The organism is Streptomyces sp. NPDC048254 (genome assembly GCF_043201895.1).
Lineage (GTDB): Bacteria > Actinomycetota > Actinomycetes > Streptomycetales > Streptomycetaceae > Streptomyces.
In genome coordinates this window covers 1-25,576 of record NZ_JBICZJ010000037.1, presented here as the reverse complement: position 1 = coordinate 25,576, position 25,576 = coordinate 1, and the positions used below count along the sequence as shown (strand labels likewise).

The following is a 25,576-nucleotide window of genomic DNA, read 5'->3' as shown; positions in this document are numbered from 1 at the left end:
ACGGCCTCGTCCGGAGGTGTCCTTTGGCCGCCAGCCCGCCCCGGTCCCCCGCCCGGCCCGCCCCGCCGCAGCGTCGACCGCAGCCCACCCGTCAGGCCCCGCGGCCGCCGGTACGACCCACGAGGCCCCGGCGGCCGCGCTGGGCCATGCGGGCCGTGACCACACTCTCGGTGGTGGTGCTGGCGTCGGCCGGGATCGGACACTCGGTGATGGCCAGTCTGGACGCGGACATCGCCCGGGTCGACCCGTTCAAGGACATGAAGAACCGTCCGGCCCCGGGTCACGGCATGAACGTCCTGCTGGTCGGCACCGACGGCCGCGACAAGATCACGGAGAAGGAGCGGCGCCGGTACCGGCTGGGCGGTGCGCCCTGCCACTGCACGGACACGATCATGATCGTGCACATCTCGCCGGACCGGGAGCGGGCGACGGTCGTCAGTCTGCCGCGCGACTCGTACGCCGAGGTCCCGCAGCACGTCGACCAGACGACGGGCCGGACGCACGGCGCCCATCCGATCAAGCTGAACGCGGCCTACGCGGAGGGCGGCCCGCAGCTGACCGTCCGCACGGTCGAGGACATGACCCATCTGAAGATCGACCACTATCTGGAGGTCGACTTCATCACGTTCATGCGGACCGTCGACGTGCTCGGCGGGGTCCGGATCTGCACGCCCCAGCCGCTGAAGGACTCCTACACCGGCCTCGACCTCTCCCCCGGCACGCACAAGCTGAACGGCGGCCAGGCCCTGCAGTACGTCCGCGCCCGGCATGTCGACGGGGCGAGCGACCTCGGCCGGATGAAACGGCAGCAGCGGTTCCTGGCCGCGCTGATCGAGCGGGTGTCGTCGTCGGGGGTGCTGCTGAACCCGATCAGGTTCCGGGACGTGACACGGGCGGTGCTGGGCTCCGTACGGGCCGACACGGGCTTCGGCACGGACGAGCTGCTGGACCTCGGCCGGGCGATGCGGAACTTCTCCCCGTCCTCGTCCGAGTTCACGACCGTCCCCATCGGGCAGATCGCGTACCCCGTGAAGGGCATCGGCTCGACGCTGAAGTGGGACCAGGCCAAGTCGGACCAGCTGTTCCAGTCCCTGCGCGACGACAAACCGCTGGCACCGCCGGCACCCAAGCGGCCCGCCGGGCCGGCGCCGGTGACCGTGGAGGTGGCGCCCGAACAGATCCGTGTGCAGGTGGAGAACGGCACGGGGACGGCGGGGCTCGGGCGGCGGATGGACGCGGCGCTGGCGGCGGCGGGGTTCGCGACGAACCACCAGCCGGTCACCGGCGCCCGGCACGACGTGCGGCGGACGGTGATCTCCTACGACCCCCGCTGGGACCGCTCGGCCCGGTCGCTGGCGGCGGCCCTGCCCGGGAGCGAGGTGCGGGCGGTGAAGGGGATGGGCCCGGTGCTGCGGGTGACGACCGGGGCGGACTTCAAGGGGCCGGCGAATGTACGGAAGGTACGGGCCGAGGCCCCGGCGCCGCAGGGCGAGGCCACGGTCATCCGGGGCGACGAGACGGTGTGCTGAGGGTCGTCGGTCGGCTGCGGGTGCGTGGGGGCTTGTCGCGTCCACGCGGCGGCAGCCGTACATGAATGCAGCCCCGCGCCCCTGAGGGCGCTCGTGCAGCGCCCCTGCTTTCAGGGGCGCGGGGAACTGCGCGACAAGCCCCCACCGGCCCGCAGCCGACCGGCGGCCCCGCGCGGCACCGCCCTAGTCCTCGAATCCCTCCGCCACCCTGCGCTCGCGCAGCTCGCGGATCTCCCGTCTCCGCGCCAGCCGGTGCGTGCGCCTGATCTGGGCCTCCTGATTGCGCCGGCGGTCCCTGTCGGTCTCCGGTATCACCGGCGGTACCCGGCGCGGCTTGCCGTCGGCGTCGACCGCCGCGAAGACCAGGTAGGCCGAGCCGACCTGGGTGGCCGGGTTCGATTCGTTCCAGCGCTCGGCCAGGACCCGCACGCCCACCTCCATGGACGTCCGGCCGGTCCAGTTGACCTGCGCCTTGACATGGACCAGGTCGCCGACGCGGACCGGCTCCAGGAACGCCATCTCGTCCATGGAGGCGGTGACGGCGGGACCGCCCGAGTGGCGGCCGGCGACCGCGCCCGCCGCGTCGTCGACGAGCTTCATGATCACACCGCCGTGCACCGTGCCGAGGAGGTTGGTGTCGTTGTGGGTCATGATGTGGCTCAGGGTGGTCCGGGACGCGGACGTCGGCTTGCCGGGTATATCGGATTCCGCCTCGGGGGCCTGGTCTGTCATGGCCCCCACCTTATGCCGAGGCGACAATCGCGGAATTTGTGTCGGGTTCGCAACAGCGGCGCCCTGATTTTCCTACGACCCTTGTAAGAGGTACAGGCGCTGCCTGCACACTGGGGCCCATGAACGAATGGCCCGAGGGACGGTCGAACGACAACCGCGGCAACCGGTACGGACGCGGTAGCGCCAGCGCGCAGCCTGAGGGCGCCCGCGTGATGCGCCAGGTACGACGCGGGGAGCCGTCGGCGCCGCCGTACGGCGCGCCGCAGCAGGGGGGCGGCGGCTACGCCGGCGTCCCGCAGCAGCCGGCGTACGGCAACGGGTACGACGACGGCTCCGGGTACGACAACGGCTACAACACCGGCCAGGTCTACGGCGGCGGCCCCGGGGGCGGGGGACCCGGCGGCACCCGTGAGCGCGGCCCGCGTCCGGCTCCGAACTGGCGCAAGCGGATCAAGTGGACCGCGATAGTCGTCGTGAGCGTGCTGATCGTCACATCCGTCGCGACCTACTTCTGGGCCGACTCCAAGCTGCACCGGGACGTCGACCTCTCGAAGGTCATCGACCGTCCCGACGCCGGCAAGGGCACCAACTACCTGATCGTCGGCTCCGACAGCCGCAAGGGCATGTCGGCCGAGGAGAAGAAGAAGCTGCACACGGGGTCGGCCGAGGGCCAGCGCACGGACTCGATGATGATCCTGCACGTCGGCGACAACGGCGACACGCTGATCTCCCTCCCCCGCGACTCGGACGTGGAGATCCCCTCGTACCAGGGGTCGACGTCCGGCAAGGTCTACCAGGGCACCGGCCGGCACACGAAACTGAACGCGGCCTACGCCGAGGACGGCCCGACCCTGCTCGTGCGCACGGTCGAGTTCAACACCGGGCTGCACATCGACCACTACGTGGAGATCGGCTTCGCCGGCTTCGCGGACATCGTGGACGCGGTCGGCGGTGTCACGATCGACATCGACAAGGGCTTCAAGGACAGCTACTCGGGCGCGAACTTCAAGGCGGGCAAGCAGACCCTGAACGGCGAGGAGGCCCTCGCCTTCGTCCGCACCCGGCACGCCTTCGCCGCGTCCGACCTCCAGCGCACCAAGAACCAGCAGAAGTTCCTGGCCGCCCTGGCCCACCAGGTCGCCACCCCGTCGACGGTCCTGAACCCGTTCAAGCTCTACCCCACGCTCGGCGCGGGCCTGGACTCCCTCACCGTCGACAAGGACATGAGCCTGTGGGACCTGGCCTCGATGTTCTTCGCGATGAAAGACGTCAACGGCGGCGACGGCACCTCGATGAACATGCCGGTCTCCGGCTCCACGGGCGGCAACCTCGTCTGGGACAAGGCGAAGGTCAAGACCCTGGTCGACGAACTGAAGAACGACGAGAAGGTCACCGTCTCCGACAACTGACCCGCCGACCAAGCCGTCCCGGCGGCGACCAGCGCAGACGGGGGAAGGGCGAGGCGCCCTTCCCCCGTCGGTGCACTCGGCTACAGCGCATCGAACGGCGGCACGATACGGACAACGATGATCAATGGCTCCCGTGGCGCCACCAGAAAGTAGAACCAGCCGCCGGCAGCGTCCATACGGCGCAGGCCGCCGGGTCGGGGACCGTTGCCGAGATCGCTGACATCGATGCCCAATACGGGCCAGGTCGATGAGCTGGTCGGCCAGACGCTCCACTTCCCTCACCACGTGAGGGGGGATGCCACCCGCCACATGGTCCTGGTCAGGGTCGTACTCCCCACGCCAGTCCGCGCTCACCGGGCCGGGAGGCCGACGGCCACGTGGGCGTCGTCCAGGAGCCGCCCGATCCGAGAGGCGGCCTGGCGCGCCTGCACGGCGTTGCCCGACTCGGCGGCGTCTTCCCAGCGGCGGAGGTCCGCGGCCATCTCGGGCTGGCGCTGGATGTGCACGTAGACGGCCCACTGGGCCACGAACCGCTGGAGAGGGGCGAGATCGGAGCCCTGCCGGGACTGGTCCGCCGCTTGGTCCAGCTCCTGGGTGAAAGCAGGCAGTGCGGCAGGCGCGATCTGTCTGACGGCCTGCCGCAGCGCGGCAATCGTGGCGGGGGGCTGGGGGATGAGTGGTTGCCCGGCGGCGGAGGTGGTCATGGCTGCTCCCACGGGCGCGATTCTGATCCCGAGCATCAGCGTATCGGGCAGGATCACTCTTTCACCGCTCGAACGAGTGAGGGACCGGCGTCCCTTCCGTCCCCTTGAAACAGGGTGTCCGCAACGCTGACAGGGACCCCGGCTGGAGGCCCCTGACAGCGCTCGCGCGAAGCGGCGTCACATGGGCATGGCCGCCATCGAGCGGCACATCTCGGCACAGCGGCGACACGCCTCCGCGCAGCGCTTCATCTGCGGGTCGTCCGGCATGGACATACACGCCTCGGCGCACATGTCACAGGCCTTGGCGCACATCGCGCACATCTCGGCCGACAGCGGCGAGCGCCGCATCATCATGTCGGCGCACATCCGGGTCGCCTCGGAGCAGTCCATCAGCGCGCGCATGATACGCATGTGGGCCTGGCCGCCCTCCATCGACATGCAGGAGCTCATGGTCTCCTCGCACATCGTGTGGGTGGCCATGCACGCGTTGACGCACTCCTGCATCTGCTTGCTCATGGCCGTCATGGGTCCGGTCTGGGTCATGGCTCCTCCAGGGAAGGGGCGGGGTCCGGGGCGGTCCCCGTGTGGTTCCCGTCCTAAGCCCGACCGTCCGGTAGTGCCATTCGGTAACGCCATTCGGCCCCGGAGCCGGAGAAGGCGCCCCGCGGGGCGCCTTCTCGCCGGATGCCGGTGTGGTTACGGCAGGTTGCGGGCCATGACGATCCGCTGGACCTGGTTCGCCCCTTCGTAGATCTGGGTGCTTTACAGGCCATACGGCTGTGACCTGCACGAACGACCCCTTCAGAGGGGGGCTCCCCAGGATTTCCCCATGACCACAGGGGCAGTGGAAGGCCCCCGCCCATGCGCCACCGGGGGGAACACACAGATGGGGCCGCCGAGGGGACCGCTCAGGCGGTCAGACCGGGTTCGAAGTACTCCGGCGTTCGGAACAGGCCCGTGAAGGTGCCGGGGCCGTCTCAGGGAGCACTACCACTACATCTTCGAAGGGGCCGAGCAGCGCGGCCGGGCAGCCATCGCAACCATGCTGATGCCCGGCGCGGACGACCCCACGAAGGCGACAGAAGTCGCCTGATCCGCGTACGACAACAGCCCCCCGGCGTCATGCCGGGGGCTGTGTTGTTTGTGCAGGTCAGTGGCTGTTTTCAGCCCGGCATCCACCCAGGATTCCCCCAGCATGACGCCCCGGAACGGTCCTGATCGGGCCGCAACGGGCAGAAAGCCAAGGATGTCCTCTCGGACCCTCGAAATCGCCTTTGACCTGCAAAAACCTGCTACGGCAGGTTCCTCGCCATCACGATCCGCTGGACTTGATTCGTGCCCTCATAAATCTGGGTGATCTTGGCGTCGCGCATCATGCGCTCGACCGGGTAGTCGCGGGTGTAGCCGTAGCCGCCGAGGAGCTGGACGGCGTCCGTGGTGACCTCCATGGCGGTGTCGGAGGCGAAGCACTTCGCCGCCGCGCCCTGGAAGGTGAGGTCGGCGTCGCCGCGCTCGGAGGCGGCCGCGGCCTGGTAGGTGAGGGCACGGGCCGCGGCGATCTTCATGGCCATGTCGGCGAGCATGAACTGGATGCCCTGGAAGTCGCCGATCGGCTTGCCGAACTGCTTGCGCTCCTGGACGTAGCCCTTGGCGTAGTCCAGCGCGCCCTGCGCCACACCCAGCGCCTGGGCGGCGATGGTGATGCGGGTGTGGTCCAGGGTCTTCATCGCCGTCGCGAAGCCGGTGCCCTCCGCGCCGATCATGCGGTCGGCGGGGATACGGACGTTGTCGAAGTAGACCTCACGGGTCGGCGAGCCCTTGATGCCGAGCTTCTTCTCCGGGGCGCCGAAGGAGACGCCCTCGTCGGACTTCTCGACGACGAACGCGGAGATGCCCTTCGAGCGCTTGGACGGGTCGGTCACCGCCATGACGGTGTAGTAGTCGGACACGCCCGCGTTGGTGATCCAGCGCTTCACGCCGTTGAGGACGTAGTGGTCGCCGTCGCGGACCGCCTTCGTCTTCATGCCGGCCGCGTCGGAGCCCGCCTCCGGCTCGGAGAGGCAGTACGAGAACATCGCGTCGCCCTTGGCCAGCGGCGCCAGGTACTTCTTCTTCAGGTCCTCGCCGCCGGAGAGGATCACCGGGAGCGAGCCCAGCTTGTTCACGGCGGGGATGAGGGAGGAGGAGACGCAGGCGCGGGCCACCTCCTCGATCACGATGACCGTGGCGAGCGCGTCGGCGCCGGCACCGCCGTACTCCTCGGGGACGTGCACGGCGTGCAGGTCGCCCGCGACCAGCGCGTCGAGGGCCTCCTGCGGGAAGCGCGCCTCCTCGTCCACCGCGGCCGCGTACGGGGCGATCTTCGCCTCGACCAGCGCGCGGACGACGTCGCGGAGCATGTCGTGCTCCTCGGACGGGCGGTACAGGTCGAAGTCAGCCGATCCGGCCAAGGTCTCTCACTCCAGACGCAGTGGTGCTGACGCTAATTACTGTTAAGTAACTCAAAGTTTAGAGCGCGGCCCACGGAACGGTGACGTGAGGTACGCGACAGCGGGAAAGTTGCCCGCGGGAGGGCCCGGTTATGCTCGGCCCCGCAGCAGGCACACACGTCCCCGAGCTGGAGCATCATGAGCCTCAAGATCACTGTGATCGGCACCGGTTATCTCGGCGCCACGCATGCCGCGGCCATGGCGGAGCTCGGCTTCGAGGTACTCGGCCTCGACGTCGTACCCGAGAAGATCGCCATGCTGGAGCGCGGCGAGACCCCGATGTACGAGCCGGGGCTCGACGAGTTGCTGCGCCGGCACGTGGCGGGCTTCGAAGGCTCCACCGGGCGGCTGCGCTTCACCACCGACTGGGCCGAGGTGGGCGCCTTCGGGGATGTCCACTTCGTCTGTGTGAACACCCCGCAGAAGCACGGCGAGTACGCGTGCGACATGTCGTACGTCGACTCCGCGATAGCGTCGCTGGCCCCGCATCTCACCGGGCCCGCGCTCGTCGTCGGCAAGTCGACCGTGCCGGTCGGTTCGGCGGACCGGCTGGCCGCCTACCTCGCCGAGAACGCGCCCGCGGGCGCCGAGGCCGAGCTGGCCTGGAACCCGGAGTTCCTGCGGGAGGGCTTCGCCGTCCAGGACACCCTGCACCCCGACCGGATCGTGGTCGGCGTGCGCAGCGAGCGGGCCGAGAAGCTGCTGCGCGAGGTGTACGCGACGCCGCTGGGCGAGGACACGCCGTTCGTGGTGACCGACTTCCCGACCGCCGAGCTGGTGAAGACGGCCGCGAACTCCTTCCTGGCGACCAAGATCTCCTTCATCAACGCCATGGCCGAGGTGTGCGAGGCCGCGGACGGCGATGTGGCCAGGCTGGCGGAGGCGATCGGGCACGACGACCGGATCGGGAAGAAGTTCCTGCGCGCGGGGATCGGGTTCGGCGGCGGCTGCCTGCCGAAGGACATCCGGGCGTTCATGGCCCGCGCGGGCGAGCTGGGCGCCGACCAGGCGCTGACCTTCCTGCGCGAGATCGACTCCATCAACATGCGGCGCCGGGGGCAGATGGTCGAGATGGCCCGGGAGGCACTGGGAGGCGGGTCGTTCCTGGGGAAGCGGGTCGCGGTGCTCGGCGCGACGTTCAAGCCGGACTCGGACGACGTGCGGGACTCGCCGGCGCTGAACGTCGCCGGGCAGATCCATCTGCAGGGCGGGCAGGTGACGGTGTACGACCCGAAGGGGATGGAGAACGCCCGGCGGCTGTTCCCGACGCTCGGCTACGCGGATGCCGCGCTGGAGGCCGTGCGGGGGGCGCATGTCGTGCTGCATCTGACGGAGTGGCGGGAGTTCCGGGAGCTGGATCCGGCGGCGCTGGGTGCGGTGACCTCGGCGAAGGTGATCCTCGACGGGCGTAACGCGCTGGAGCCGGAGGTCTGGCGGCGGGCGGGGTGGACGTACCGGGCGATGGGGCGGCCGACCGCCTGAGGTGGAACCGAGACGACACCGGTTCGGCCGAGGCTCAGTCGGCCGAACCGGTGTCTTGCTGCATTCTGCACCACGCGGCACAGGTGTGACCGGTGAACGGCCTGTGCCTTACTTGTCCTTGGCCCGGTACCGGCGCATCTTCGCGCGCGCCCCGCACACCTGCATCGAGCACCAGCGGCCGCGTCCCGCCGGGCTGCGGTCGTAGTACGCCCAGTGGCAGGTGTCGGCCTCGCAGGCCTTGAGGCGGGTCCAGGTGCCCTCCACCAGGGCCGTGGCAACGGCGGCGGCGATCCGGGAGTGCAGCGGGGCCGAGTCCCCGGGGACGAGGGCCGCCGAGCCGTCGGCAGGGTCGACGGCGACATACAGGGGGGCGTGCGCGAGCAGTTCTCCCAGCGGGGTCACCGCGCGGTGCGGGGGGTGGCCGGCGTGGGCCAGGAGGGTGGCGCGCAGCGACTCGCGCAGGGCGCGCGCGGGTGGGAGTCCGGCTTCCGTGATGCCGAGGCGCGCCCTGCCGTCCGGCGTGTCGAGCGCGTCGGCGCCCGACTCGATGTCCAGCGTGTTCACCAGGGCCTCGACCAGGGCCAGGCCGCCCGGCGCGGGCGATCTCTCACTCATCCCTGCCAGCTACCTCCCGAATTCCCTTGCGAGGTTACCTCCACTACGGGAGCATGCGGTAACGGTGACTGGTTACCCGGCTCTACAGGTAACAGGAAACTCGGACTTCGAGGAGGAAGTCATGGCTCTCGCCAAGCTCGGTGTCGTCGTCCTGGACTGCCCCGACCCGTCCGCACTCGCCGGTTTCTACGCGGCGGTGCTGGGTGGCAGCGTCGAGGGGGACGAGGAGTGGGTGGACCTGGTGGTGCCCGGCGGACAGGCGCTGGCCTTCCAGAAGGCGCCCGGTCTCGTGCCGCCGAAGTGGCCCGCGCCCGACGATTCCCAGCAGTTCCACCTGGACCTGACGGTGGACGATCTGGACGCGGCCGAGAAGGCGGTGCTGGAGTTGGGCGCGAAGCCGCTGGACGCGGCGGACAGGGCGCGCAGCTTCCGGGTGTACGCCGACCCGGCTGGGCACCCGTTCTGTCTCTGCGCCTGCTGACCCAGGAGGACTCATGGCGATCGTCGCCCGTCTGCGCAACGTAGTGATCGACTGTCCCGACCCGCTCGCGCTGGCCCGCTTCTACGCCGCCGTCGCCGGAGGTACCCCGGTGGCGGAGGGCGACGAGTGGGTCGTCCTGCAGGTACCGCACGGACCACGGCTGGGCTTCCAGCGGGTGGCGGGGTACACGCCGCCCGAGTGGCCGCGGGCCGACCGCAACGCCCAGCAGTTCCATCTCGACTTCGACGCCGGGTCGACCTGGGAGGAGGTCGACGCGGCGCACGAGAAGGTGCTGGCGCTGGGGGCGCGCCCGCTGGATCTGGAGGACCGGGAGAAGAAGGACTTCCAGGTGTACGCCGACCCGGCCGGCCATCCCTTCTGTCTGTGCCGGATCCCCTGATCACGCCGTCCGGACCGGCCCGGTGGGCTCACGCCTCCGGGTCGGCCGGACTGGCGGGGGTCGGCTCGCGGCGGCGTTGGGCCGCGCGGGCGGTGAAGTCGGCGCTGCGTAGCACTCGCTGGACGTTTTCCCAGGTCAGCAGGGACAGCTCGGTCTCGGACCAGCCGCGTCGGAGCAGTTCGGCGATCAGGTGCGGATAGCGGGAGGTGTCGGCGAGGTCGCGGGGGTGGGCGGCTCCGGTGTCGTAGCTGCCGGACAGGGCGACGCACTCGGGGCCGGCCACGATCCGGACGTGGTCGAGGTGGTCGGCGACGTCCGGGACGGCCGGCCCGGACTGCTCGGCGGTCAGCGGCACCATGCACAGGCCCTGCTGCTCGCCCAGCTGCACGAGCAGTGCGTCGGAGAGGTTGGCGGGGTGCGGGCGTACGGCCGCGGCGGCGGAGCGGGTGCACAGGACCGGCGTCTTGGACAGGGCGAGCACCCGGGCAAGGACGGGCTCCGGGGCGCCGGACAGGTCGGCGAGCACGCCGAGCCGGTTCATCTCGCGGACCACTTCCTCGCCGAACCGGGTCAGCCCCTCCCGGTCCGCCCAGGCGGCCCCGGCCAGGGAGAGCACGCGCAGGCCGAGGGAGTTCAGGACGCGCAGGATGCCGAGGGAGTCGTCGACGGCGGCGGCGGAGGCGGGGCCGAGCACCACGGCGACCCGGCCGCAGTGGCGGGCGTCGATGATCTGCCCGGCGGTGCGCACCAGCCGGAGCCCCTCCGGGTGCCTCCCGACCACCCGGCGCGCCAGGTCCAGCTGTTCCAGGGTGGCCCCCACGGCCCGGCCGCCGCGCTCCTCCTCCGGCAGGTCCAGCGACCAGAAGAGCGCGCCCACATGGCCCTCGCGCAGCCGGGGCACGTCCGTGTCCACGGCCGCCTCGCCCAGTTCCAGGTCGTACCAGGGCAGCGGCCCGAGCGCCCGCGGCAGCCCGCTGTAGCCGTCCGCGACCGGGTGCGCGGCCAGCAGGACATGGGCCCGGTCCAGGAACTCGGCGTGGGACACCGCCGTGAACGGGTCGTCCGGGAGGCTGTCGTCCTCGCCGACCTCGGTCGTGGCGGGAATGTCGTGGAGGTCGGCCATTGCGGGCTCCGTACGTCGTCGTGAGCTACGTCGTGATGGGGCTGTAGCCCACCGTCGCACGGCCGCCCGGGAGGGTTCCTGGTGGACGGGGCGTTCGGGGGTACGGCCGCCCGCACGGCGCGGGTGACGGAGCCGGTGGCCACCGGGACCGGGACGGACTGGGGCGGGGCCGACGGTCACACCGGCCGCCCCGCCCCGCCCCGCCTCGCCCCGCCGGTCAGCCGTCCAGCTGGGAGATGGTGGCGTTCGACGGCCCCCGCGTCCCCTGGAGGTCCCGGGCCACGTCCTCCGCCGCGCCCAGGACGCGGACCGCGTTCTGCCAGGTGAGCTTGGCCAGGTCGGGGCGGGACCAGCCGCGGTCGAGGAGTTCGGCGATCAGGTTGGGGTAGCCGGAGACGTCGTTCAGGCCGTCGGGGGTGAAGGCCGTGCCGTCGTAGTCGCCGCCGATGCCGATGTGGTCGATGCCGGCGGTCTCGCGCATGTGGTCGAGGTGGTCGGCGACCGTGGCCGTCGTCGCGACCGGGCGGGGGTGGCTCTCCTCGAAGGCCCGGTGGATCTTCATCGCGTCCTCGGTGGTGTCGAGGTGGTGGAAGCCGTGCGCGCGCATGTTGTCGTCGGCCGCCGCCGTCCAGTCGACCGCCGCCTGGAGCACGAACTTCGGTACGAACGTCACCATCGCCACACCGCCGTTGGCGGAGAGGCGTTCGAGGACGTCGTCCGGGATGTTGCGGGGGTGATCGCAGACGGCCCGGGCGGAGGAGTGCGAGAAGACCACCGGGGCGGTGGTGGTGTCGAGCGCGGCCCGCATGGTCGTCGCGGCCACGTGGGAGAGGTCCACCAGCATGCCCAGGCGGTTCATCTCCCGCACCACCTCGCGGCCGAAGGCGGACAGACCGCCCACGTTCGGCTCGTCGGTCGCCGAGTCCGCCCAGTCGTTGTTGTCGTTGTGGGTGAGCGTCATGTAGCGCACGCCCAGCTCGTACAGACCGCGCAGGGTGCCCAGCGAGTTGTCGATGGAGTGGCCGCCCTCCGCGCCCATCAGGGAGGCGATACGGCCTTCGGCGCGCGCCGCCTCCATGTCGGCGGCGGTCAGCGCGGCCCGCAGGTCGGCCGGGTAACGGGCGATCAGCTGCCGTACGCAGTCGATCTGTTCGAGGGTCGCCGGGACCGCGCCCGGCAGGTCCGAGCGGACGTACACCGACCAGAACTGCGCGCCCACCCCGCCCTCGCGCAGGCGCGGGATGTCGGTGTGCAGATGCGCGTTCTGGTGGCCGGCGATGTCACGGGCGTCGAGGTCGTAGCGGACCTGCTCGCGCAGTGCGTAGGGCAGGTCGTTGTGGCCGTCGACGACCGGGAACTCGCGCAGCAGGGACCGGGCTTCGTCGAGAGAGGTCATTGCGTATTGCTTCCCGGTGTCCTACTTGCCGAAGCCGAAGCCGTTCGAGCCACTCTCGACCTTCGACCGCAGGCGCTTGCCCTTCTCGGTCGCCTGGTCGTTGAGGTCCTGCTGGAAGTCCCGCATCCGGGCCAGCAGGTCCTCGTCGTGCGTGGCCAGGATGCGGGCGGCCAGCAGGCCCGCGTTCCGGGCGCCGGCGACGGAGACCGTGGCGACCGGGACGCCGGCCGGCATCTGCACGATCGACAGCAGGCTGTCCATGCCGTCGAGGTACTTCAGCGGGACCGGGACGCCGATGACCGGGAGGGGGGTGACGGAGGCGAGCATGCCCGGGAGGTGGGCCGCTCCCCCGGCACCCGCGATGATCACCTTCAGACCGCGCTCCGCCGCCTGCTCGCCGTACGTCACCATCTCGCGCGGCATGCGGTGCGCGGAGACGACGTCGACCTCGTAGGCGATCTCGAACTCGTCGAGTGCCTTGGCGGCGGCCTCCATGACGGGCCAGTCGGAGTCCGAACCCATGACGATGCCAACAACGGGGCTCATTGGGTGATCGTGCCTCTCAGGTAGCCGGCAGCGTGACGTGCGCGTTCGAGAACGTCGTCCAGGTCGTCGCCGTAGGTGTTGACGTGGCCGACCTTGCGGCCGGGCTTCACGTCCTTGCCGTACATGTGGATCTTCAGTCTGGGGTCGCGGGCCATGCAGTGCAGGTACGCGGAGTACATGTCGGGGTAGTCGCCGCCGAGGACGTTGACCATGACCGTCCACTTCGCGCGCGGGCGCGGGTCGCCCAGGGGCAGGTCGAGGACCGCCCGCACATGGTTGGCGAACTGGCTGGTGATCGCGCCGTCCTGACTCCAGTGGCCGGAGTTGTGGGGGCGCATCGCCAGTTCGTTGACGAGGATGCGGCCGTCACGGGTCTGGAACAGCTCGACGGCGAGGTGGCCGACGACGCCCAGCTCCTTGGCGATCCGCAGCGCCATCTCCTCGGCCCGCAGGGCGAGGGCCTCGTCCAGGTCGGGGGCGGGGGCGATGACCGTGTCACAGACCCCGTTCACCTGCTGGGACTCGACCACCGGGTAGGCGACGGCCTGGCCGTGCGGGGAGCGTACGACGTTGGCGGCCAGCTCGCGGACGTAGTCGACCTTCTCCTCGGCGAGGACGGGCACGCCGGCCCGGAAGGGGTCGGAGGCCTCCTCGGCCGTCTCGACGACCCACACACCCTTGCCGTCGTAGCCGCCGCGGACCGTCTTGAGGACGACCGGGAAGCCGTCGCCCTCGGACGCGAACCGGACCACGTCCTCCGGGTCGGCCACGATCCGGTGGCGCGGGCAGGGGATGCCGATCGCGTCGAGCCTGGCCCGCATCACGCCCTTGTCCTGGGCGTGCACCAGAGCGTCGGGGCCGGGGCGCACGGGGATGCCGTCCGCCTCCAGAGCCCGCAGATGCTCCGTGGGCACGTGCTCGTGATCGAAGGTGATCACATCGCAGCCGCGCGCGAAGGCACGCAGTGTCTCCAGGTCGCGGTAGTCGCCGATGACGACATCGCTCACCACCTGGGCCGCGGAATCCTGAGGAGTGTCACTGAGGAGCTTGAACCTGATGCCCAACGGGATGCCCGCTTCGTGCGTCATACGCGCGAGCTGGCCCCCGCCGACCATGCCGACTACCGGGAACGTCACGCCCCCAGGGTATCGGCCGCGCCACGGTGGCCGGTTTCCGCGCCCGCAACCAGGGCTCTTACCTGACGCTTCGCCGCCTCTTGCCCCGCTTTTCCGGTGCTCTTTCCAAGCCGTTCCCGACCTGTGTCGTCATCCACAGGCGTGGGACACACTGGGTCGTTAGCATGGCTGGGTCGCCAATACCTACGGACAGGAGCCCGCACAACCATGGAACGTGGTTCCTCGGGGCTGCAACGTCTCGTACGCGAGGTCGCCAAATTCGGCGCCGTCGGCGGTGCCGGCATTCTCGTCAATCTCGGCGTCTTCAACCTGGTCCGGCACCTCACCGAACTTCCGGTGGTGCGAGCGAGCGTCATAGCCACCGTCGTCGCCATCGTCTTCAACTACCTCGGCTTCCGCTACTGGACGTACCGGGACCGTGACAAGGGCGGCCGCACCAAGGAACTCACCCTGTTCCTGCTGTTCAGCGCGGTGGGCCTGGTGATCGAGAACGGTCTGCTGTATCTGGCGACCTACGGCTTCGGCTGGGACAGCCCGCTGCAGAGCAACGTCTTCAAGTTCGTCGGCATCGGCGTGGCGACGCTGTTCCGCTTCTGGTCGTACCGCTCCTGGGTGTTCAAGGCGCTGCCGGCCCGTGAGACGGTCGCCGACGCGGAGGCGATCCTGGAGCGGGCCGCCGACACCCCGAAGCCCAAGCCCAGGCAGCGGGTCTTCTGACCATTCGTCCTAGCGGACCGTCGGCAGGTCGTCGTCCGGCGGTTTGTGGGCCGGCGGGGTGCGGGACAGGAACAGGCCGAACACCGGCGGCTGGGCCTGGAGCAGTTCCAGACGGCCGCCGTCGGCCTCCGCGAGGTCGCGGGCGACGGCCAGCCCGATCCCGGTGGAGTTGCGGCCGCTGATCGTCCGCTCGAAGATCCGGTTGCCGAGGTCGGCGGGGACCCCGGCCCCCTCGTCGGTCACCTCGACGACCGCCTGGTTGCCGGTGACCCTGGTCCGCAGGGCGACCGTGCCGCCGCCGTGCATCAGCGAGTTCTCGATCAGCGCGGCCAGCACCTGCGCGACCGCGCCCGGCGTGCCCACCGCCCGCAGATGCCGCTTGCCGGAGCTGACGATCGCCCGGCCCGAGCTGCGGTAGGCGGGCCGCCACTCGGCGAGCTGCTGCTGGATGACCTCGTCGAGGTCGAAGGTGACGGCGGAGCCGGTGCGCGGGTCGCGGGAGTTCGTCAGCAGCCGCTCCACGACATCGGTCAGCCGCTCCACCTGCGTCAACGCCACGTTCGCCTCCTCCTTCACGGTGTCCGGGTCGTCGGTGAGGGTGATCTCCTCGAGTCGCATGGACAGCGCGGTCAGCGGGGTGCGCAGCTGGTGGGAGGCGTCGGCGGCCAGCCGCCGCTCGGCGGTGAGCATCCGCCCGATCCGCTCGGCGGAGGAGTCCAGCACGTCGGCGACCCGGTCCAGCTCCGGGACGCCGTACCGCTTGTGCCGCGGGCGCGGGTCGCCGGAGCCGAGCCGCTCGGCGGTCTCGGCGAGGTCGGTGAGCGGCGAGGCGAGCCGGTTGGCCTGCCGGATGGCCAGCAGCACGGCGGCGATCACGGCGAGCAGCGCGACGGCGCCGATGATCAGCAGCGTCCGGCCGACCTCCCGGGTCACCGTGGACCGCGGCTCCTGGACGGTGACCGTCTCGCCTTCCTCACCGTCGACGGTGTAGTGGATGACATCGCCCTCGGGTTTGACCCCGAGCTCGATCGGCGCCTTGCCCGGGATCCGGATGACGGCGTACTGGTCCTTGCCGACCTGGCTGTGCAGTATCCCGGCGGTGACGTCCTCGTCCCCGAGGATGCGGCTGTCGACGATGCTGGCGAGCCGGAGCGCCTCGGAGTCCACCCGCTCCTGGGCGCTGTTGCTGATGGTCCGACTCTCGACGATCACCAAGGAGACACCGAACACGGCGATGACGACGAGCACGACGGCGAGGGTGGACTGGATCAGACGACGACGCACGTCAGCGCCCCTTCAGGGGCGCGGGGCCCAGACATGTGCGGCTCCGCCGCGTGGGCGCGATCAGCCCACGACGACGGCCAGTCGCGCACTTACCGGTGCCACCCACGACGAATCGCACTTAACTCTTCTCGAACCGGAAGCCCACACCACGCACCGTAGCGATGTACCGCGGGTTCGCCGCATCGTCGCCGAGCTTCTTGCGCAGCCACGAGATGTGCATGTCGAGCGTCTTGGTCGACGACCACCACGTCGTGTCCCAGACCTCCCGCATCAGCTGGTCACGAGTAACCACCCGCCCGGCGTCCCGCACCAGCACCCGCAGCAGGTCGAACTCCTTCGCGGTGAGCTGGAGCTCCTCGTCGCCCATCCACGCCCGGTGCGACTCGACGTCGATCCGCACCCCGTGCGTGGCCGGCGGCTGCGCGGGCTCCGCGGCGCCACGGCGGAGCAGCGCCCGTACCCGGGCGAGCAGTTCGGCGAGCCGGAACGGCTTGGTGACGTAGTCGTCGGCACCCGCGTCCAGGCCGACGACGGTGTCCACCTCGTCGGCCCGCGCGGTGAGGATGAGAATCGGTACGGCGTGGCCCTCGGCACGCAGCCGGCGCGCCACCTCCAGGCCGTCCATGCCGGGCAGCCCGAGGTCCAGCACGACCAGGTCGATGCCGCCCTGCATTCCGGCGTCGAGCGCGGTGGGTCCGTCCTCGCGCACCTCGACCTCGTAACCTTCCCGGCGCAGTGCGCGGGCCAGCGGCTCCGAAATGGACGCGTCGTCCTCGGCGAGCAGTACACGGGTCATGAGGTGATGGTAGTCCGATTACGCGCTGTGCCGGGGTGTGATCGGCACCAGGGATTCTTACCTTGGGGCACAGTGGTACGAACCTGTGAGCGAGAGGTGAGATCGTGGAGGGGCCTTCGAAAGGGGCGCACGGTTCCCCCGACACCTGTGATCCGTGTCTCAAGTCCTTCCATATACGGTAGTGTCCTGACGTACAGTGACGTGAACGCCTGTAGTACACCCGGTGACCTTTGGCGGGCTTTGACGCTGAAGGTCTCTTTTGTGTGCGGGTCGGCCCAGGCCGGCCTTGAAAGGAATGACCTCTGGCCGGGCTCCGGACGCGACACAGCGTCACGGCGCGTGGATCCCGGTGGTCGCCGTCCGCCGCTCCGTGATCCGGGGCGGACTCCCCCTGGGCGTGGGGTGGACGGTCCGACCCGCCGGTGCCGGCCGCTCCCCCCACGGGCGCGCACAGCCCCACCGCGCGTCCCGACCAGCAAGGAACGACCCATGGCGTCCAGCCTGACGAAGGACTCGGTCCGACCGGGCACCCCCGGTTCCGAGAAGACCTTCTTCGGCCACCCCCGCGGACTGGCCACTCTCTTCATGACCGAGATGTGGGAGCGTTTCTCCTACTACGGCATGAAGGCCCTGCTCCCGCTGTACCTGGTCGCCCCCGGTGGCCTGCACATGAGCGCGGCCACGGCGACGGCGATCTACTCGGTGTACCTGTCGCTCGTGTACCTGCTCACCCTGCCGGGCGGCTGGTTCGCCGACCGTGTCCTCGGCCCCCGTAAAACGGTCGCCGTCGCGGGTGTGATCATCATGCTCGGCCACCTGACGCTGGCGCTGCCCAGCGCCGGTACCTTCTTCGCGGGCCTCGGCCTGGTCGCCATAGGCTCAGGTCTGCTGAAGGCCAACATCTCCACGATGGTCGGTCATCTGTACGACGGTCCGGACGACCCGCGCCGTGACGGTGGCTTCACGCTCTTCTACATCGGCATCAACGTGGGCGCGTTCGCCGCGCCGCTGGCCATCGGCACGGTCGGCGAGAACTACAACTGGCACCTCGGCTTCGCGCTGGCCGCGCTCGGCATGGCGCTGGGCCTGGCCCAGTTCCTGCTCGGCACGCGCCACCTGAGCTCGCGTTCGGACATCGTCCCGACGCCGCTGTCCGCCGCGGAGAAGAAGGCGACGCTCACGAAGGCCGGTCTGTGGGCCGCCGTCGCCGTGGTCTTCTACGTCGTCGTGGGTGTCTCCGGCGTCTACACGCTGAACTGGCTGCTGGTCCCGATCACGATCGCCGGTCTGCTGATCCCGGTCGTCGTCATCGCCCGCATCAAGCGCGACAAGGACCTGGACCGCGCCGAGCAGTCCAAGATGAGCGCGTACATCTGGTTCTTCGTGGCCGCGGCCATCTTCTGGATGATCTACGACCAGGGTGGCTCGACCGTCTCCCTGTTCGCCGACGCCTCCGCCAAGAACACCGTCTTCGGCTGGAACTTCCCGGTCTCCTGGTACCAGTCCGTCAACCCGGTCATGATCATGGCGTTCGCGCCGGTCTTCGCCTGGGCGTGGCTGGCGCTGGCCCGGCGCGGCAAGGAGCCGAGCACGGCCGTGAAGTTCGCCGGTGGTCTGGTGCTGATCGGTGCGTCGTTCTTCCTGTTCCTCGCGCCGCTGTCGATCGCGGACGGCGGTCACAAGGCCGCGGCGATGTGGCTGGTCGGGATCTACTTCGTGCAGACCGTGGGTGAGCTGCTGCTCTCTCCGGTGGGTCTGTCCGTGACGACCAAGATGGCTCCGGCGAAGTACGCGTCCCAGATGATGGGCGTGTGGTTCCTGGCGGTCACCGCGGGCGACGCGACGACCGGTCTGCTGTCCATCGCCGGCGTCGACCTCAACAAGACGGGGATCGTGGCGTTCCAGGCGGTGCTGGCGGTGCTCGCCGGTGCGGCGGTGTGGATGTACCGGAAGAAGGTCCGGGAGCTCATGGGAGACGTTCACTGATCGTCTTCTGACAGAGGGCCACCGCATTCTTTGGAATGGGGTGGCCCTCGTCGTGTCTCGGCTATCCGCCGGATGTCGCTGGTCGCGCAGTTCCCCGCGCCCCTGACTAAGTCACCTCATCCTTTTTCGCGGCATGAAGGTGAACACAGCGCCGCCCAGCAAGATGGCCGTTCCTGCCACCAGACCCAGTGCCTTCACTGCCCCGTTGCTGCTGTCACCTGTCTCTGCCAGGCCGCCGCTGCTGCTCGACGAACCGCCCGACGTCGACGAACCCCCCGAAGCCCCGCTCGCCTGCTCGGTCGTGTCCAGCGTCAACGACACCTCCGACTTGGTCGGCGTGCACGTCGTGGTCGTACCGAGCGCGTTGACCGTCAGCACACCCGGCGACAGTGTCGACTCACCGCTCGCCCCCGGCTTGTACGTGCCCGTCAGGTCCGGGATGTCGATCGGGTCGCCGGACTTGATCGCGGAGGAGTTGGTGGGGCCCTCCACATGGACCGTGCCCTTGTCGGCGCCGCCCAGGACCACCTCCATCGACGGCTTCACCGAGTCCGCCGGGATGTCCGCGGGGCTGTCCATCACCGACCCGTTGAACTGCACGGTGAGGTCGAAACTCCCGCCGTTCTTCTTGGCGTTGATCTGCACCGGCGAGGTCGCGTTCTTGTCGCCGATGGGTGTCTTGCAGGCGTAGGGGACCTCGACCTCCTTGCCCGTGAAGTCGGTCTGGCCGGAGCCCGTGCCGTCGGAGGAGGAGGCGGAGGCGGAGGCGGAGACCGAGTCGGACGGGGAGGCGGAGGCGGACTCCGACGCCGAGTCCGAGGGGGACGGGGAGGCCGAGCCGGTGTCGGTCGGTGTCGCCGAGTCGCTCGAACCGCTGCCGGTCACCTCGATCGTCGCCGCCTTCGGCACCGTCGCCGACGGCGTGCACACGGTGTCCGTCCCGAACGCGTTGACCTTGTACGCGTCCGGGGTGAGCGTCACCTCGCCGGGTGACGTCAGTTTCAGCGTGCCCGTCATGTCGGACAGCACCATGTCGCCGCCCTTGGGGATCGCCGGGTTCTCGCGCGGCCCCTGCAGGGCGATGTCGGCGGTCTGGGCGCCGGCCGCCTTGAGCGTGCCGGACGGCTGGACCGAGTTGGCGGGCAGGTCGATGATGTCCGGGTTCTTGGACGCGGCCTGTACGAACTTCCAGGTGATGTCGACCGTGTCGCCGACCTTCGCGGTGGCGGGCGCGGTGATCTCCACCTTCGTGGTCCCGTCGACGGGGTCGGCGACACCGGCGGGCGGTACGCAGTGGGTCGCGAACGACACCTCGGCCGCCTGTGCGGTCCCGGCGGCCGCGCCGAGCAGGGCGCCCGCCCCGGCGAGGACCAGCGCGGCCGCCGCCGCACCCGCTCTGACCGGTGTCACTCTCCTTCGCATGGTCACGTGGTTCCCTTCCTGGTGGGAGTCGTGGGACTCGTGGAACTGTCGTCGTGCGGTGCGGAGAGCCGACCGGCCGCCGTGCCCGGATCGTTGTCCGGGGTGAACCACGGCAGGGTCGAGGTCGTGTCGGGCGCGGGCTGCGGCGCGCGGACGCGCGGCAGCCGGAGAGTCGGGCGGTGCACGCCCCGGTGGCGGATGCCGCCCGCGCGGGGCGGTCGTACCCGGTCGACCACCGCCATGCCGATACGGAAGACGGCGGCCGGTACGACCACGCAGAGCAGGAGCCAGAACAAGGTCACGCCCCAGGGGCGGCCGACGCCCCAGGGCTGCTCGGCGAGGACCTTGCCGTCGTACCGGAGGGAGACGGTGTAGTCGCCGTGCGCCCCGGCGGAGAGTTCGACGGGCAGCTTGATCTGCGCCTTCTTGCCGGGTGCGAGGGTGCCGCGCCACTGCTGCTCGTCCCACTGGGGGGCGAACACACCGTGTGCGGTGCCGACTTGGAAGACGGGGTCCTTGAGGGTGGTGGAGCCCGCGTTGCCGATGGTGAAGACGAGGGTGCGGGAGGGGGGTGCGCCGAACCAGGTCAGCAGGCCCGAGGAGCCGTCGAGGCGGGTGTCGGTGAGCATCGAGAGGCGGCCGCCGGTGGGCTCGGCGGGCAGCGCCTTCACGGGGTGCCCGGCGACCTGGAAGACGGCGTCCGCGTCGGCCTTCGCGCCGGTCACGGTGGCCACGTGCACCACGCAGGGGCAGGGCACCGGCGGCTCGGTGACCGGGAGTTGCTTGCCGAAGCCGCCCTTCGCGTCGGTGGTGACGGCGCGTCCGTCGGCGTTGGCGCAGGAGTTGGTGCCGCCGATCACCCCCCGGGCGGGGGTGGCCTGGCCGCAGATCAGCATCATCAGCAGGGTGTGCGGCCGCCAGCCGGTGCCGCTCACGGTGATCGAACCGCCGGTGCCGGCCTGCGGCTCGGAGACCTTGACGGCCGGCCCGTCGGCGGCCGCGGCCAGGGGCGTCAGAAGCAGTGCGAACACCGCCGCCAGCGCCGTCGCTATCGCGATCGCGCGCGCTCTCACCTCGCCGCTCCCGTCAACTCGGTCTCCGTGGAAAGGGGTTCGGCCGTCGCCCGGTCGGCACGGCGCCTGCGCAGTCGTACGACCGTCACGGCGGCGCCCGCCGTCAGCGCGCCCGCGGTCCCCGCGACCGCGCCCCAGGGCACGAACCGCGCCCGCGCGCCCGCCGTGTCGTGCGCACCGCCCGCCGCCGTCGCCGTCAGCCGGACGTCGACCGCGTCCAGGGCGGGGTGGCCGGCCCAGGGCTCGCTGAGTTCGGTGCGGCTGCCCGGGGCGAGGCGGACCGGGAGGGTGCGCGGGGCGCGGTCGAGCAGGTCCCGGCCGAAGACCCCCTCCGCGTGCACCGCGAGCTTCGGTACGAGGACGGTCGTCCCCCGGTTGACCAGCTCGTACGTGATGCGGTCGCCGTGGACGGCGACATGTTCGACGGTCAGCGCTCTCAGGGTGGGGCCGCCGACGCGCAGCCGGACGCGGACGGTGGCGGTGCGACCGTCGGCGTCCTTCGCGACGAGCGTGCCGGGGCGGTCGCCGGGAGCGGCACCGGCCGGGACGGTCACCGTGAAGGGGACGTCGGCCCGGGTGCGCGCGGGCACGCGGACGCTCGGCTCGGCGAAGGCGACGGGGACGCCGGTGCCGGACAGCCGTACCGTGACCGGGTGCCCGCCGCGGTTGGTCACCGACACGGTGTCCTGGAGGACCGCCCCGGGGGCGCCCTCGGCGTAGAAGGACGGGCGGCCGCCACCCGTGGGCGCGAGGGACCAGCCCCCGGCCGCCGCCGCGCGCGGGACGGTGGCGAGCAGGGTCAGCACGGCGAGGCCGAGCACACGGGTGGCGGACTGGGCGGACGGCATGGGCGACTCCAGCGGTCGGACCCTCAAGGTCAGCGGCGTACGGCCTGGTTCCGCCGGGTCAGCCAGAGGGCGCCGGCCGCGCCCGCGAGCAGCACGGTGCCACCCAGGGTGCCGAGCGCGACGAACGAGTCCTCGGGGCCGGTCTTCGGGAGGGTGCCCGCGGAGTCGGCGCCGGTGCCGCCGGACGACGAGCCCGAACCGGTCGAGCCGGTGGAGCCGCCCCCGCTCGCCGCGGTCACGTCCAGGGTCAGGGACGGGCCGGGGTTGTTGGTGGGGGTGCAGGTCGTCGTCGTGCCGAGCGCCTTGATGGTGAGGATGCCCGCCGTGAAGGTCACCTTGCCGGTCTTCTCCGGCGTGTAGGTGCCGCTCAGGTCGTTGATCTTGATGGGGGTGTTGGCGGGTATCGCGGCCTGGTTGGGCGAGCCGGTCACGTTCAGGGTCCCGCTGTCGGCGCCGCCGAGCTTGATGGTGGCGCTCGGGTTCATCGCGCCCTTGCCGAGTTCGACGGGGCTGGAGGAGACCCCCTTCTGCCAGGACATCGTGATCTTGTAGCCGCTGCCGCTCCGGACGCCCTTGATGTCGATCGGGGAGACGGCGCTCTTGTCGCCGATCGGCGTCTTGCAGGCGTAGTTGACGTCGACGACGGTGGCGTGCGCCGCCGGGGCGGTGAGCAGCACCGCCGAGCCTGCCAGGGCGGCGGCGGACGCGAGCACGGCGGTACGTTTCGGGTACGACGACACGGTCGGTCCACCCCATTCGCTACTGACGAGGTATCAGATTCGGCCGTCAAGGTACGCCGGGGCCCATGAGGAGGGAAGAGAAAGGGCATGGCGGAAGTGTGAGCGCCCCGTGAGTGAAGCGCGCCGCAAGCGAAGCGCCCCGTAAGGGGCGCGGGGCTGTGTCTGATACGCGGCTACCGCCGCGTGGGCGCGACAAGCCCCCACCGGTCCGCACCCCGACACCAGGGAACCCCCTTACGCCGGCGCCCCCAGCTCCGCCCAGACCGTCTTCCCGGTCTCCCCGGACGCCCGGACGACCCCCCAGTCCAGGCACAGCCGCTGCACGATGAACATGCCGTGCCCTCCCGGCCGCCCCGCCCGATGCGGAGTCCGCGGCGCCGGCTGCCCGGCCCCCCGGTCGGACACCTCCACCCGGATCACCTTGTTGTCGCAGGCCAGGAACAACTCGTCCGGCCCCTCCGCGTGCAGGCACGCGTTGGTGACGAGTTCGGAGACGACGAGCAGCACATCCTCGGCGGCGGCCCTGCGGTCGGCGGACGCGGCGGGCAGCCAGCCCCACGCGTACAGCGCCTGCCGGGCGAAGTCGCGCGCGAGCGGGACGACCCCGCTCTCGCCGGCGAGGCGCAGCCTGCGGACCTGACGACCCCCCGACGAGGCGGGCGGCACGTCGGACGCCGCCCCCTCGGACACCCCGGAGACGCCGCCGGTCTCCGGGCCGCGGTCGCCCGGCGGGTAAGGCCGGGTGGTGCTCATCAGCGCTTCACCTCACCGTTTCACCGGTTCACGATTCACAAATTCGCGTTGCTGCAGTTCGTACGGGCCTGTCGGCACGACCTACTCAACCGGGGCCGGTAGGTCGCCGACAGATCCAGAATGTCTCCTGCCCGGGCGATCCGCCGGGACACCCCTCGGTTCCGAACACCGGGCCAGGACTCAGCTCTCGTTGTCGGTTTCGCCGGGTTCGTCGGGTTCATCGGCCAGGGCCGCCTCGACGGAGTCATGGACGGTGAAGACCGCCTCGGCCCCCGTGATCTCGAACACCCGGGCGACGACGGGCAGCATCCCGGCGAGATGCACCCCGCCTCCGGCGGCCTCGGCCCGCAGCCGGGTGCCGAGCAGCACGTTCAGCCCGGTGGAGTCGCAGAACTCAAGGCGCGAACAGTCGACGACAAGGCGTGAGAAGCCTTTGTCGAGGAGATCGTCGAGCGGCTCGCGCAGCAGATCGGCGGTGTGGTGATCGAGCTCACCCGCCGGAATCACGACGGCGCTGGGGCCCTCTTCCCGCACTTCCACCAGCAGCCGGCCCGACTGTGCGCTGCCGACCGTCCCGTGGTCCATTGCCGTCTCTCTCCCGAGGTCGTGACCGCTTTTACCACCGTCTGACCGATGTCTGACGATGCCCACCGATGTCTGCCGAACGCCGTGTCGGCGCCCTCGAACATTACGCCTTCTCCACGTACTCCGACACCCGAACAACCTCTCACAATCGGACAAATGCTAATAGAACGGACTTGCGAGTGGCTCGCCGGAGCGGGTAGGGCTAGTAGGGACACGAAAACCGACACGGCCGGCTTTGGAGGCGCCGCACTCCGCAGTGCACGCACGGCTTCGGCAGCCTTATGCCGAGAACGATGGAGGACACCATGTCACCCCGGCTCGACGCATCGCATACCCGGACGGCGACGTCGACACCCCCACCGGAACAACTGGATGCCATCGAGGGACTCGCCAGGGAGCTCGACCTCCCCGAGATCCCCCCGTACGACGAGGTCGACGCGGTCGACGCGCGAGCCCTGTCCAAGACCCTCTTCGAGCGGCTGGAGTCGCTGGAGGAAGGCACCCACGAGTACTCGTACGTACGCAACACGCTCGTCGAACTGAACCTCGCGCTCGTCAAGTTCGCCGCCTCCCGGTTCCGCTCCCGCAGCGAGCCGATGGAGGACATCATCCAGGTCGGCACGATCGGCCTGATCAAGGCGATCGACCGCTTCGAACTCTCCCGTGGCGTCGAGTTCCCCACCTTCGCGATGCCAACCATCATCGGCGAGATCAAGCGCTTCTTCCGCGACACGTCGTGGTCGGTACGGGTCCCGCGCCGCCTCCAGGAGCTCCGGCTCGACCTCGCCAAGGCGGGCGACGAGCTGTCCCAGAAGCTGGACCGCGCCCCCACGGTCGCGGAACTCGCGGAGCGCCTCGGCCTCTCGAACGACGAGGTCGTCGAGGGCATGGCCGCCTCCAACGCGTACACGGCCTCCTCCCTGGACGCACAGCCGGACGAGGACGAGTCCGAGGGCGCCCTGGCGGACCGCATCGGCTACGAGGACCACGGCCTCGAAGGCATCGAGTACATCGAGTCCCTGAAGCCGCTGATCGCCGAACTTCCCTCCAGGGACCGCAAGATCCTCTCGCTGCGTTTCGTCGCCGGCATGACCCAGTCGGAGATCGGCGAGGAACTCGGCATCTCGCAGATGCACGTGTCCCGGCTGCTGTCCCGGACGCTGGTGCAGTTGCGCAAGGCGCTGACGCTGGACGAGTGACAGAAGCGGCTGCCGGGGTCGTACGACTGCGGGGGCGGGGGGGGCGGGGGGGCCCCCCCCCCCCCCGCCCGGTGCCGCCCCCCCCCCCCCCCCCCCCCACCCCGCACCCCCCCCCCCCAAAACAGCCCCGC

Annotated in this window: 26 protein-coding genes; 8 read left to right on the top strand and 18 right to left on the bottom strand. The window is 70.6% G+C overall.

The window, feature by feature from the left end:
- Positions 1-146: 146 nt before the first annotated feature.
- Positions 147-1,529 (top strand): LCP family protein, encoded by a 1,383-nt coding sequence (locus tag ACGFZQ_RS50935; RefSeq protein WP_393846321.1) that lies wholly within the window; start codon positions 147-149, stop codon positions 1,527-1,529.
- Between the two features lie 183 nt (positions 1,530-1,712).
- On the opposite strand, the gene ACGFZQ_RS50930 is transcribed toward ACGFZQ_RS50935, so the two are convergent.
- Entirely contained in the window at positions 1,713-2,261 is a 549-nt protein-coding gene (locus tag ACGFZQ_RS50930; RefSeq protein WP_351738700.1) for an acyl-CoA thioesterase, read from the bottom strand.
- Positions 2,262-2,380: 119 nt separating this feature from the next.
- Between ACGFZQ_RS50930 and ACGFZQ_RS50925 the strand changes: the two genes are divergently transcribed.
- The gene (locus ACGFZQ_RS50925; protein WP_393846320.1) at positions 2,381-3,670 is read left to right on the top strand and encodes an LCP family protein; all 1,290 of its coding nucleotides are present in this window, start codon (positions 2,381-2,383) and stop codon (positions 3,668-3,670) included.
- 80 nt (positions 3,671-3,750) lie between these two features.
- Here the strand turns inward: ACGFZQ_RS50925 and ACGFZQ_RS50920 are convergent, their stop codons facing one another.
- From ACGFZQ_RS50920 to ACGFZQ_RS50905, 4 genes are all read right to left on the bottom strand, one after another.
- Positions 3,751-3,903, bottom strand: a complete 153-nt coding sequence (locus ACGFZQ_RS50920; protein WP_393846319.1) for a hypothetical protein — start codon at positions 3,901-3,903, stop codon at positions 3,751-3,753.
- 117 nt (positions 3,904-4,020) lie between these two features.
- Positions 4,021-4,374, bottom strand: coding sequence for a DUF6247 family protein (locus ACGFZQ_RS50915; RefSeq protein ID WP_393846318.1), 354 nt, complete (start codon positions 4,372-4,374; stop codon positions 4,021-4,023).
- Positions 4,375-4,551: 177 nt separating this feature from the next.
- Positions 4,552-4,917 carry a four-helix bundle copper-binding protein gene (locus ACGFZQ_RS50910; RefSeq protein WP_393846317.1) on the bottom strand — a complete coding sequence of 122 codons (366 nt, stop codon included), beginning with the start codon at positions 4,915-4,917 and terminating at the stop codon, positions 4,552-4,554.
- 749 nt (positions 4,918-5,666) lie between these two features.
- Complete coding sequence (locus ACGFZQ_RS50905) at positions 5,667-6,824, bottom strand: acyl-CoA dehydrogenase (RefSeq protein WP_393846316.1); 1,158 nt, start codon at positions 6,822-6,824, stop codon at positions 5,667-5,669.
- A 177-nt stretch (positions 6,825-7,001) separates the two neighbouring features.
- Here ACGFZQ_RS50905 and ACGFZQ_RS50900 point away from each other — a divergent pair, with 177 nt between their 5' ends.
- Complete coding sequence (locus ACGFZQ_RS50900) at positions 7,002-8,345, top strand: UDP-glucose dehydrogenase family protein (protein ID WP_393846315.1); 1,344 nt, start codon at positions 7,002-7,004, stop codon at positions 8,343-8,345.
- Between the two features lie 108 nt (positions 8,346-8,453).
- Here ACGFZQ_RS50900 and ACGFZQ_RS50895 read toward each other — a convergent pair whose 3' ends face one another.
- Entirely contained in the window at positions 8,454-8,960 is a 507-nt protein-coding gene (locus ACGFZQ_RS50895; RefSeq protein WP_351738714.1) for a CGNR zinc finger domain-containing protein, read from the bottom strand.
- A gap of 121 nt (positions 8,961-9,081) precedes the next feature.
- Between ACGFZQ_RS50895 and ACGFZQ_RS50890 the strand changes: the two genes are divergently transcribed.
- Together ACGFZQ_RS50890 and ACGFZQ_RS50885 are read left to right on the top strand one after the other, a co-directional pair.
- Positions 9,082-9,441 (top strand): VOC family protein, encoded by a 360-nt coding sequence (locus ACGFZQ_RS50890; protein WP_393846314.1) that lies wholly within the window; start codon positions 9,082-9,084, stop codon positions 9,439-9,441.
- 13 nt (positions 9,442-9,454) lie between these two features.
- Positions 9,455-9,841 (top strand): VOC family protein, encoded by a 387-nt coding sequence (locus tag ACGFZQ_RS50885; RefSeq protein WP_393846313.1) that lies wholly within the window; start codon positions 9,455-9,457, stop codon positions 9,839-9,841.
- 28 nt (positions 9,842-9,869) lie between these two features.
- On the opposite strand, the gene ACGFZQ_RS50880 is transcribed toward ACGFZQ_RS50885, so the two are convergent.
- The 4 genes from ACGFZQ_RS50880 to ACGFZQ_RS50865 form a co-directional block, all read right to left on the bottom strand.
- Entirely contained in the window at positions 9,870-10,964 is a 1,095-nt protein-coding gene (locus ACGFZQ_RS50880; RefSeq protein WP_393846312.1) for a dipeptidase, read from the bottom strand.
- A 217-nt stretch (positions 10,965-11,181) separates the two neighbouring features.
- Positions 11,182-12,360: a dipeptidase gene (locus ACGFZQ_RS50875; RefSeq protein WP_393846311.1), complete on the bottom strand. Its 1,179-nt coding sequence runs from the start codon at positions 12,358-12,360 to the stop codon at positions 11,182-11,184.
- A 21-nt stretch (positions 12,361-12,381) separates the two neighbouring features.
- Complete coding sequence (gene purE, locus ACGFZQ_RS50870) at positions 12,382-12,906, bottom strand: 5-(carboxyamino)imidazole ribonucleotide mutase (RefSeq protein ID WP_351738724.1); 525 nt, start codon at positions 12,904-12,906, stop codon at positions 12,382-12,384.
- The gene (locus tag ACGFZQ_RS50865) at positions 12,903-14,042 is read right to left on the bottom strand and encodes a 5-(carboxyamino)imidazole ribonucleotide synthase (RefSeq protein ID WP_393846310.1); all 1,140 of its coding nucleotides are present in this window, start codon (positions 14,040-14,042) and stop codon (positions 12,903-12,905) included. The genes purE and ACGFZQ_RS50865 overlap by 4 nt, the downstream gene beginning before the upstream one ends.
- Before the next feature lie 207 nt (positions 14,043-14,249).
- On the opposite strand from ACGFZQ_RS50865, the gene ACGFZQ_RS50860 reads away from it, so the two are divergent.
- Complete coding sequence (locus tag ACGFZQ_RS50860; RefSeq protein WP_393846309.1) at positions 14,250-14,759, top strand: GtrA family protein; 510 nt, start codon at positions 14,250-14,252, stop codon at positions 14,757-14,759.
- 9 nt (positions 14,760-14,768) lie between these two features.
- Here the strand turns inward: ACGFZQ_RS50860 and ACGFZQ_RS50855 are convergent, their stop codons facing one another.
- Both ACGFZQ_RS50855 and ACGFZQ_RS50850 read right to left on the bottom strand, forming a co-directional pair.
- Positions 14,769-16,043 (bottom strand): ATP-binding protein, encoded by a 1,275-nt coding sequence (locus ACGFZQ_RS50855; protein ID WP_351738732.1) that lies wholly within the window; start codon positions 16,041-16,043, stop codon positions 14,769-14,771.
- 118 nt (positions 16,044-16,161) lie between these two features.
- Positions 16,162-16,839 carry a response regulator transcription factor gene (locus tag ACGFZQ_RS50850; RefSeq protein WP_007382513.1) on the bottom strand — a complete coding sequence of 226 codons (678 nt, stop codon included), beginning with the start codon at positions 16,837-16,839 and terminating at the stop codon, positions 16,162-16,164.
- A gap of 489 nt (positions 16,840-17,328) precedes the next feature.
- Between ACGFZQ_RS50850 and ACGFZQ_RS50845 the strand changes: the two genes are divergently transcribed.
- Positions 17,329-18,825 carry an oligopeptide:H+ symporter gene (locus ACGFZQ_RS50845; protein WP_393846308.1) on the top strand — a complete coding sequence of 499 codons (1,497 nt, stop codon included), beginning with the start codon at positions 17,329-17,331 and terminating at the stop codon, positions 18,823-18,825.
- 111 nt (positions 18,826-18,936) lie between these two features.
- Here the strand turns inward: ACGFZQ_RS50845 and ACGFZQ_RS50840 are convergent, their stop codons facing one another.
- The 6 genes from ACGFZQ_RS50840 to ACGFZQ_RS50815 form a co-directional block, all read right to left on the bottom strand.
- The gene (locus tag ACGFZQ_RS50840; protein ID WP_393846307.1) at positions 18,937-20,247 is read right to left on the bottom strand and encodes a hypothetical protein; all 1,311 of its coding nucleotides are present in this window, start codon (positions 20,245-20,247) and stop codon (positions 18,937-18,939) included.
- Positions 20,248-20,249: 2 nt separating this feature from the next.
- Entirely contained in the window at positions 20,250-21,320 is a 1,071-nt protein-coding gene (locus ACGFZQ_RS50835) for a hypothetical protein (RefSeq protein ID WP_393846306.1), read from the bottom strand.
- Entirely contained in the window at positions 21,317-22,168 is an 852-nt protein-coding gene (locus ACGFZQ_RS50830; protein ID WP_393846305.1) for a hypothetical protein, read from the bottom strand. The genes ACGFZQ_RS50835 and ACGFZQ_RS50830 overlap by 4 nt, the downstream gene beginning before the upstream one ends.
- Before the next feature lie 29 nt (positions 22,169-22,197).
- Positions 22,198-22,881, bottom strand: a complete 684-nt coding sequence (locus tag ACGFZQ_RS50825) for an LPXTG cell wall anchor domain-containing protein (protein ID WP_393846304.1) — start codon at positions 22,879-22,881, stop codon at positions 22,198-22,200.
- 261 nt (positions 22,882-23,142) lie between these two features.
- The gene (locus ACGFZQ_RS50820) at positions 23,143-23,661 is read right to left on the bottom strand and encodes an ATP-binding protein (RefSeq protein ID WP_393846303.1); all 519 of its coding nucleotides are present in this window, start codon (positions 23,659-23,661) and stop codon (positions 23,143-23,145) included.
- Positions 23,662-23,841: 180 nt separating this feature from the next.
- On the bottom strand, positions 23,842-24,246 hold the full coding sequence (locus tag ACGFZQ_RS50815) for an STAS domain-containing protein (RefSeq protein WP_351738750.1): 405 nt from the start codon (positions 24,244-24,246) through the stop codon (positions 23,842-23,844).
- 305 nt (positions 24,247-24,551) lie between these two features.
- Between ACGFZQ_RS50815 and ACGFZQ_RS50810 the strand changes: the two genes are divergently transcribed.
- The gene (locus ACGFZQ_RS50810; RefSeq protein ID WP_351738752.1) at positions 24,552-25,445 is read left to right on the top strand and encodes an RNA polymerase sigma factor SigF; all 894 of its coding nucleotides are present in this window, start codon (positions 24,552-24,554) and stop codon (positions 25,443-25,445) included.
- The last annotated feature ends 131 nt before the right edge of the window (positions 25,446-25,576 follow it).

What these genes read in the sequence shown, in the direction of transcription:
- ACGFZQ_RS50935 (WP_393846321.1), top strand. Translation starts at nt 147, where the DNA reads ATGCGGGCCGTGACCACACTCTCGGTGGTGGTGCTGGCGTCGGCCGGG.
- ACGFZQ_RS50930 (WP_351738700.1), bottom strand. Translation starts at nt 2,261, where the DNA reads ATGACAGACCAGGCCCCCGAGGCGGAATCCGATATACCCGGCAAGCCG.
- ACGFZQ_RS50925 (WP_393846320.1), top strand. Translation starts at nt 2,381, where the DNA reads ATGAACGAATGGCCCGAGGGACGGTCGAACGACAACCGCGGCAACCGG.
- ACGFZQ_RS50915 (WP_393846318.1), bottom strand. Translation starts at nt 4,374, where the DNA reads ATGACCACCTCCGCCGCCGGGCAACCACTCATCCCCCAGCCCCCCGCC.
- ACGFZQ_RS50910 (WP_393846317.1), bottom strand. Translation starts at nt 4,917, where the DNA reads ATGACCCAGACCGGACCCATGACGGCCATGAGCAAGCAGATGCAGGAG.
- ACGFZQ_RS50900 (WP_393846315.1), top strand. Translation starts at nt 7,002, where the DNA reads ATGAGCCTCAAGATCACTGTGATCGGCACCGGTTATCTCGGCGCCACG.
- ACGFZQ_RS50895 (WP_351738714.1), bottom strand. Translation starts at nt 8,960, where the DNA reads ATGAGTGAGAGATCGCCCGCGCCGGGCGGCCTGGCCCTGGTCGAGGCC.
- ACGFZQ_RS50890 (WP_393846314.1), top strand. Translation starts at nt 9,082, where the DNA reads ATGGCTCTCGCCAAGCTCGGTGTCGTCGTCCTGGACTGCCCCGACCCG.
- ACGFZQ_RS50885 (WP_393846313.1), top strand. Translation starts at nt 9,455, where the DNA reads ATGGCGATCGTCGCCCGTCTGCGCAACGTAGTGATCGACTGTCCCGAC.
- ACGFZQ_RS50880 (WP_393846312.1), bottom strand. Translation starts at nt 10,964, where the DNA reads ATGGCCGACCTCCACGACATTCCCGCCACGACCGAGGTCGGCGAGGAC.
- ACGFZQ_RS50875 (WP_393846311.1), bottom strand. Translation starts at nt 12,360, where the DNA reads ATGACCTCTCTCGACGAAGCCCGGTCCCTGCTGCGCGAGTTCCCGGTC.
- purE (WP_351738724.1), bottom strand. Translation starts at nt 12,906, where the DNA reads ATGAGCCCCGTTGTTGGCATCGTCATGGGTTCGGACTCCGACTGGCCC.
- ACGFZQ_RS50860 (WP_393846309.1), top strand. Translation starts at nt 14,250, where the DNA reads ATGGAACGTGGTTCCTCGGGGCTGCAACGTCTCGTACGCGAGGTCGCC.
- ACGFZQ_RS50850 (WP_007382513.1), bottom strand. Translation starts at nt 16,839, where the DNA reads ATGACCCGTGTACTGCTCGCCGAGGACGACGCGTCCATTTCGGAGCCG.
- ACGFZQ_RS50845 (WP_393846308.1), top strand. Translation starts at nt 17,329, where the DNA reads ATGGCGTCCAGCCTGACGAAGGACTCGGTCCGACCGGGCACCCCCGGT.
- ACGFZQ_RS50840 (WP_393846307.1), bottom strand. Translation starts at nt 20,247, where the DNA reads ATGCGAAGGAGAGTGACACCGGTCAGAGCGGGTGCGGCGGCGGCCGCG.
- ACGFZQ_RS50830 (WP_393846305.1), bottom strand. Translation starts at nt 22,168, where the DNA reads ATGCCGTCCGCCCAGTCCGCCACCCGTGTGCTCGGCCTCGCCGTGCTG.
- ACGFZQ_RS50820 (WP_393846303.1), bottom strand. Translation starts at nt 23,661, where the DNA reads ATGAGCACCACCCGGCCTTACCCGCCGGGCGACCGCGGCCCGGAGACC.
- ACGFZQ_RS50815 (WP_351738750.1), bottom strand. Translation starts at nt 24,246, where the DNA reads ATGGACCACGGGACGGTCGGCAGCGCACAGTCGGGCCGGCTGCTGGTG.
- ACGFZQ_RS50810 (WP_351738752.1), top strand. Translation starts at nt 24,552, where the DNA reads ATGTCACCCCGGCTCGACGCATCGCATACCCGGACGGCGACGTCGACA.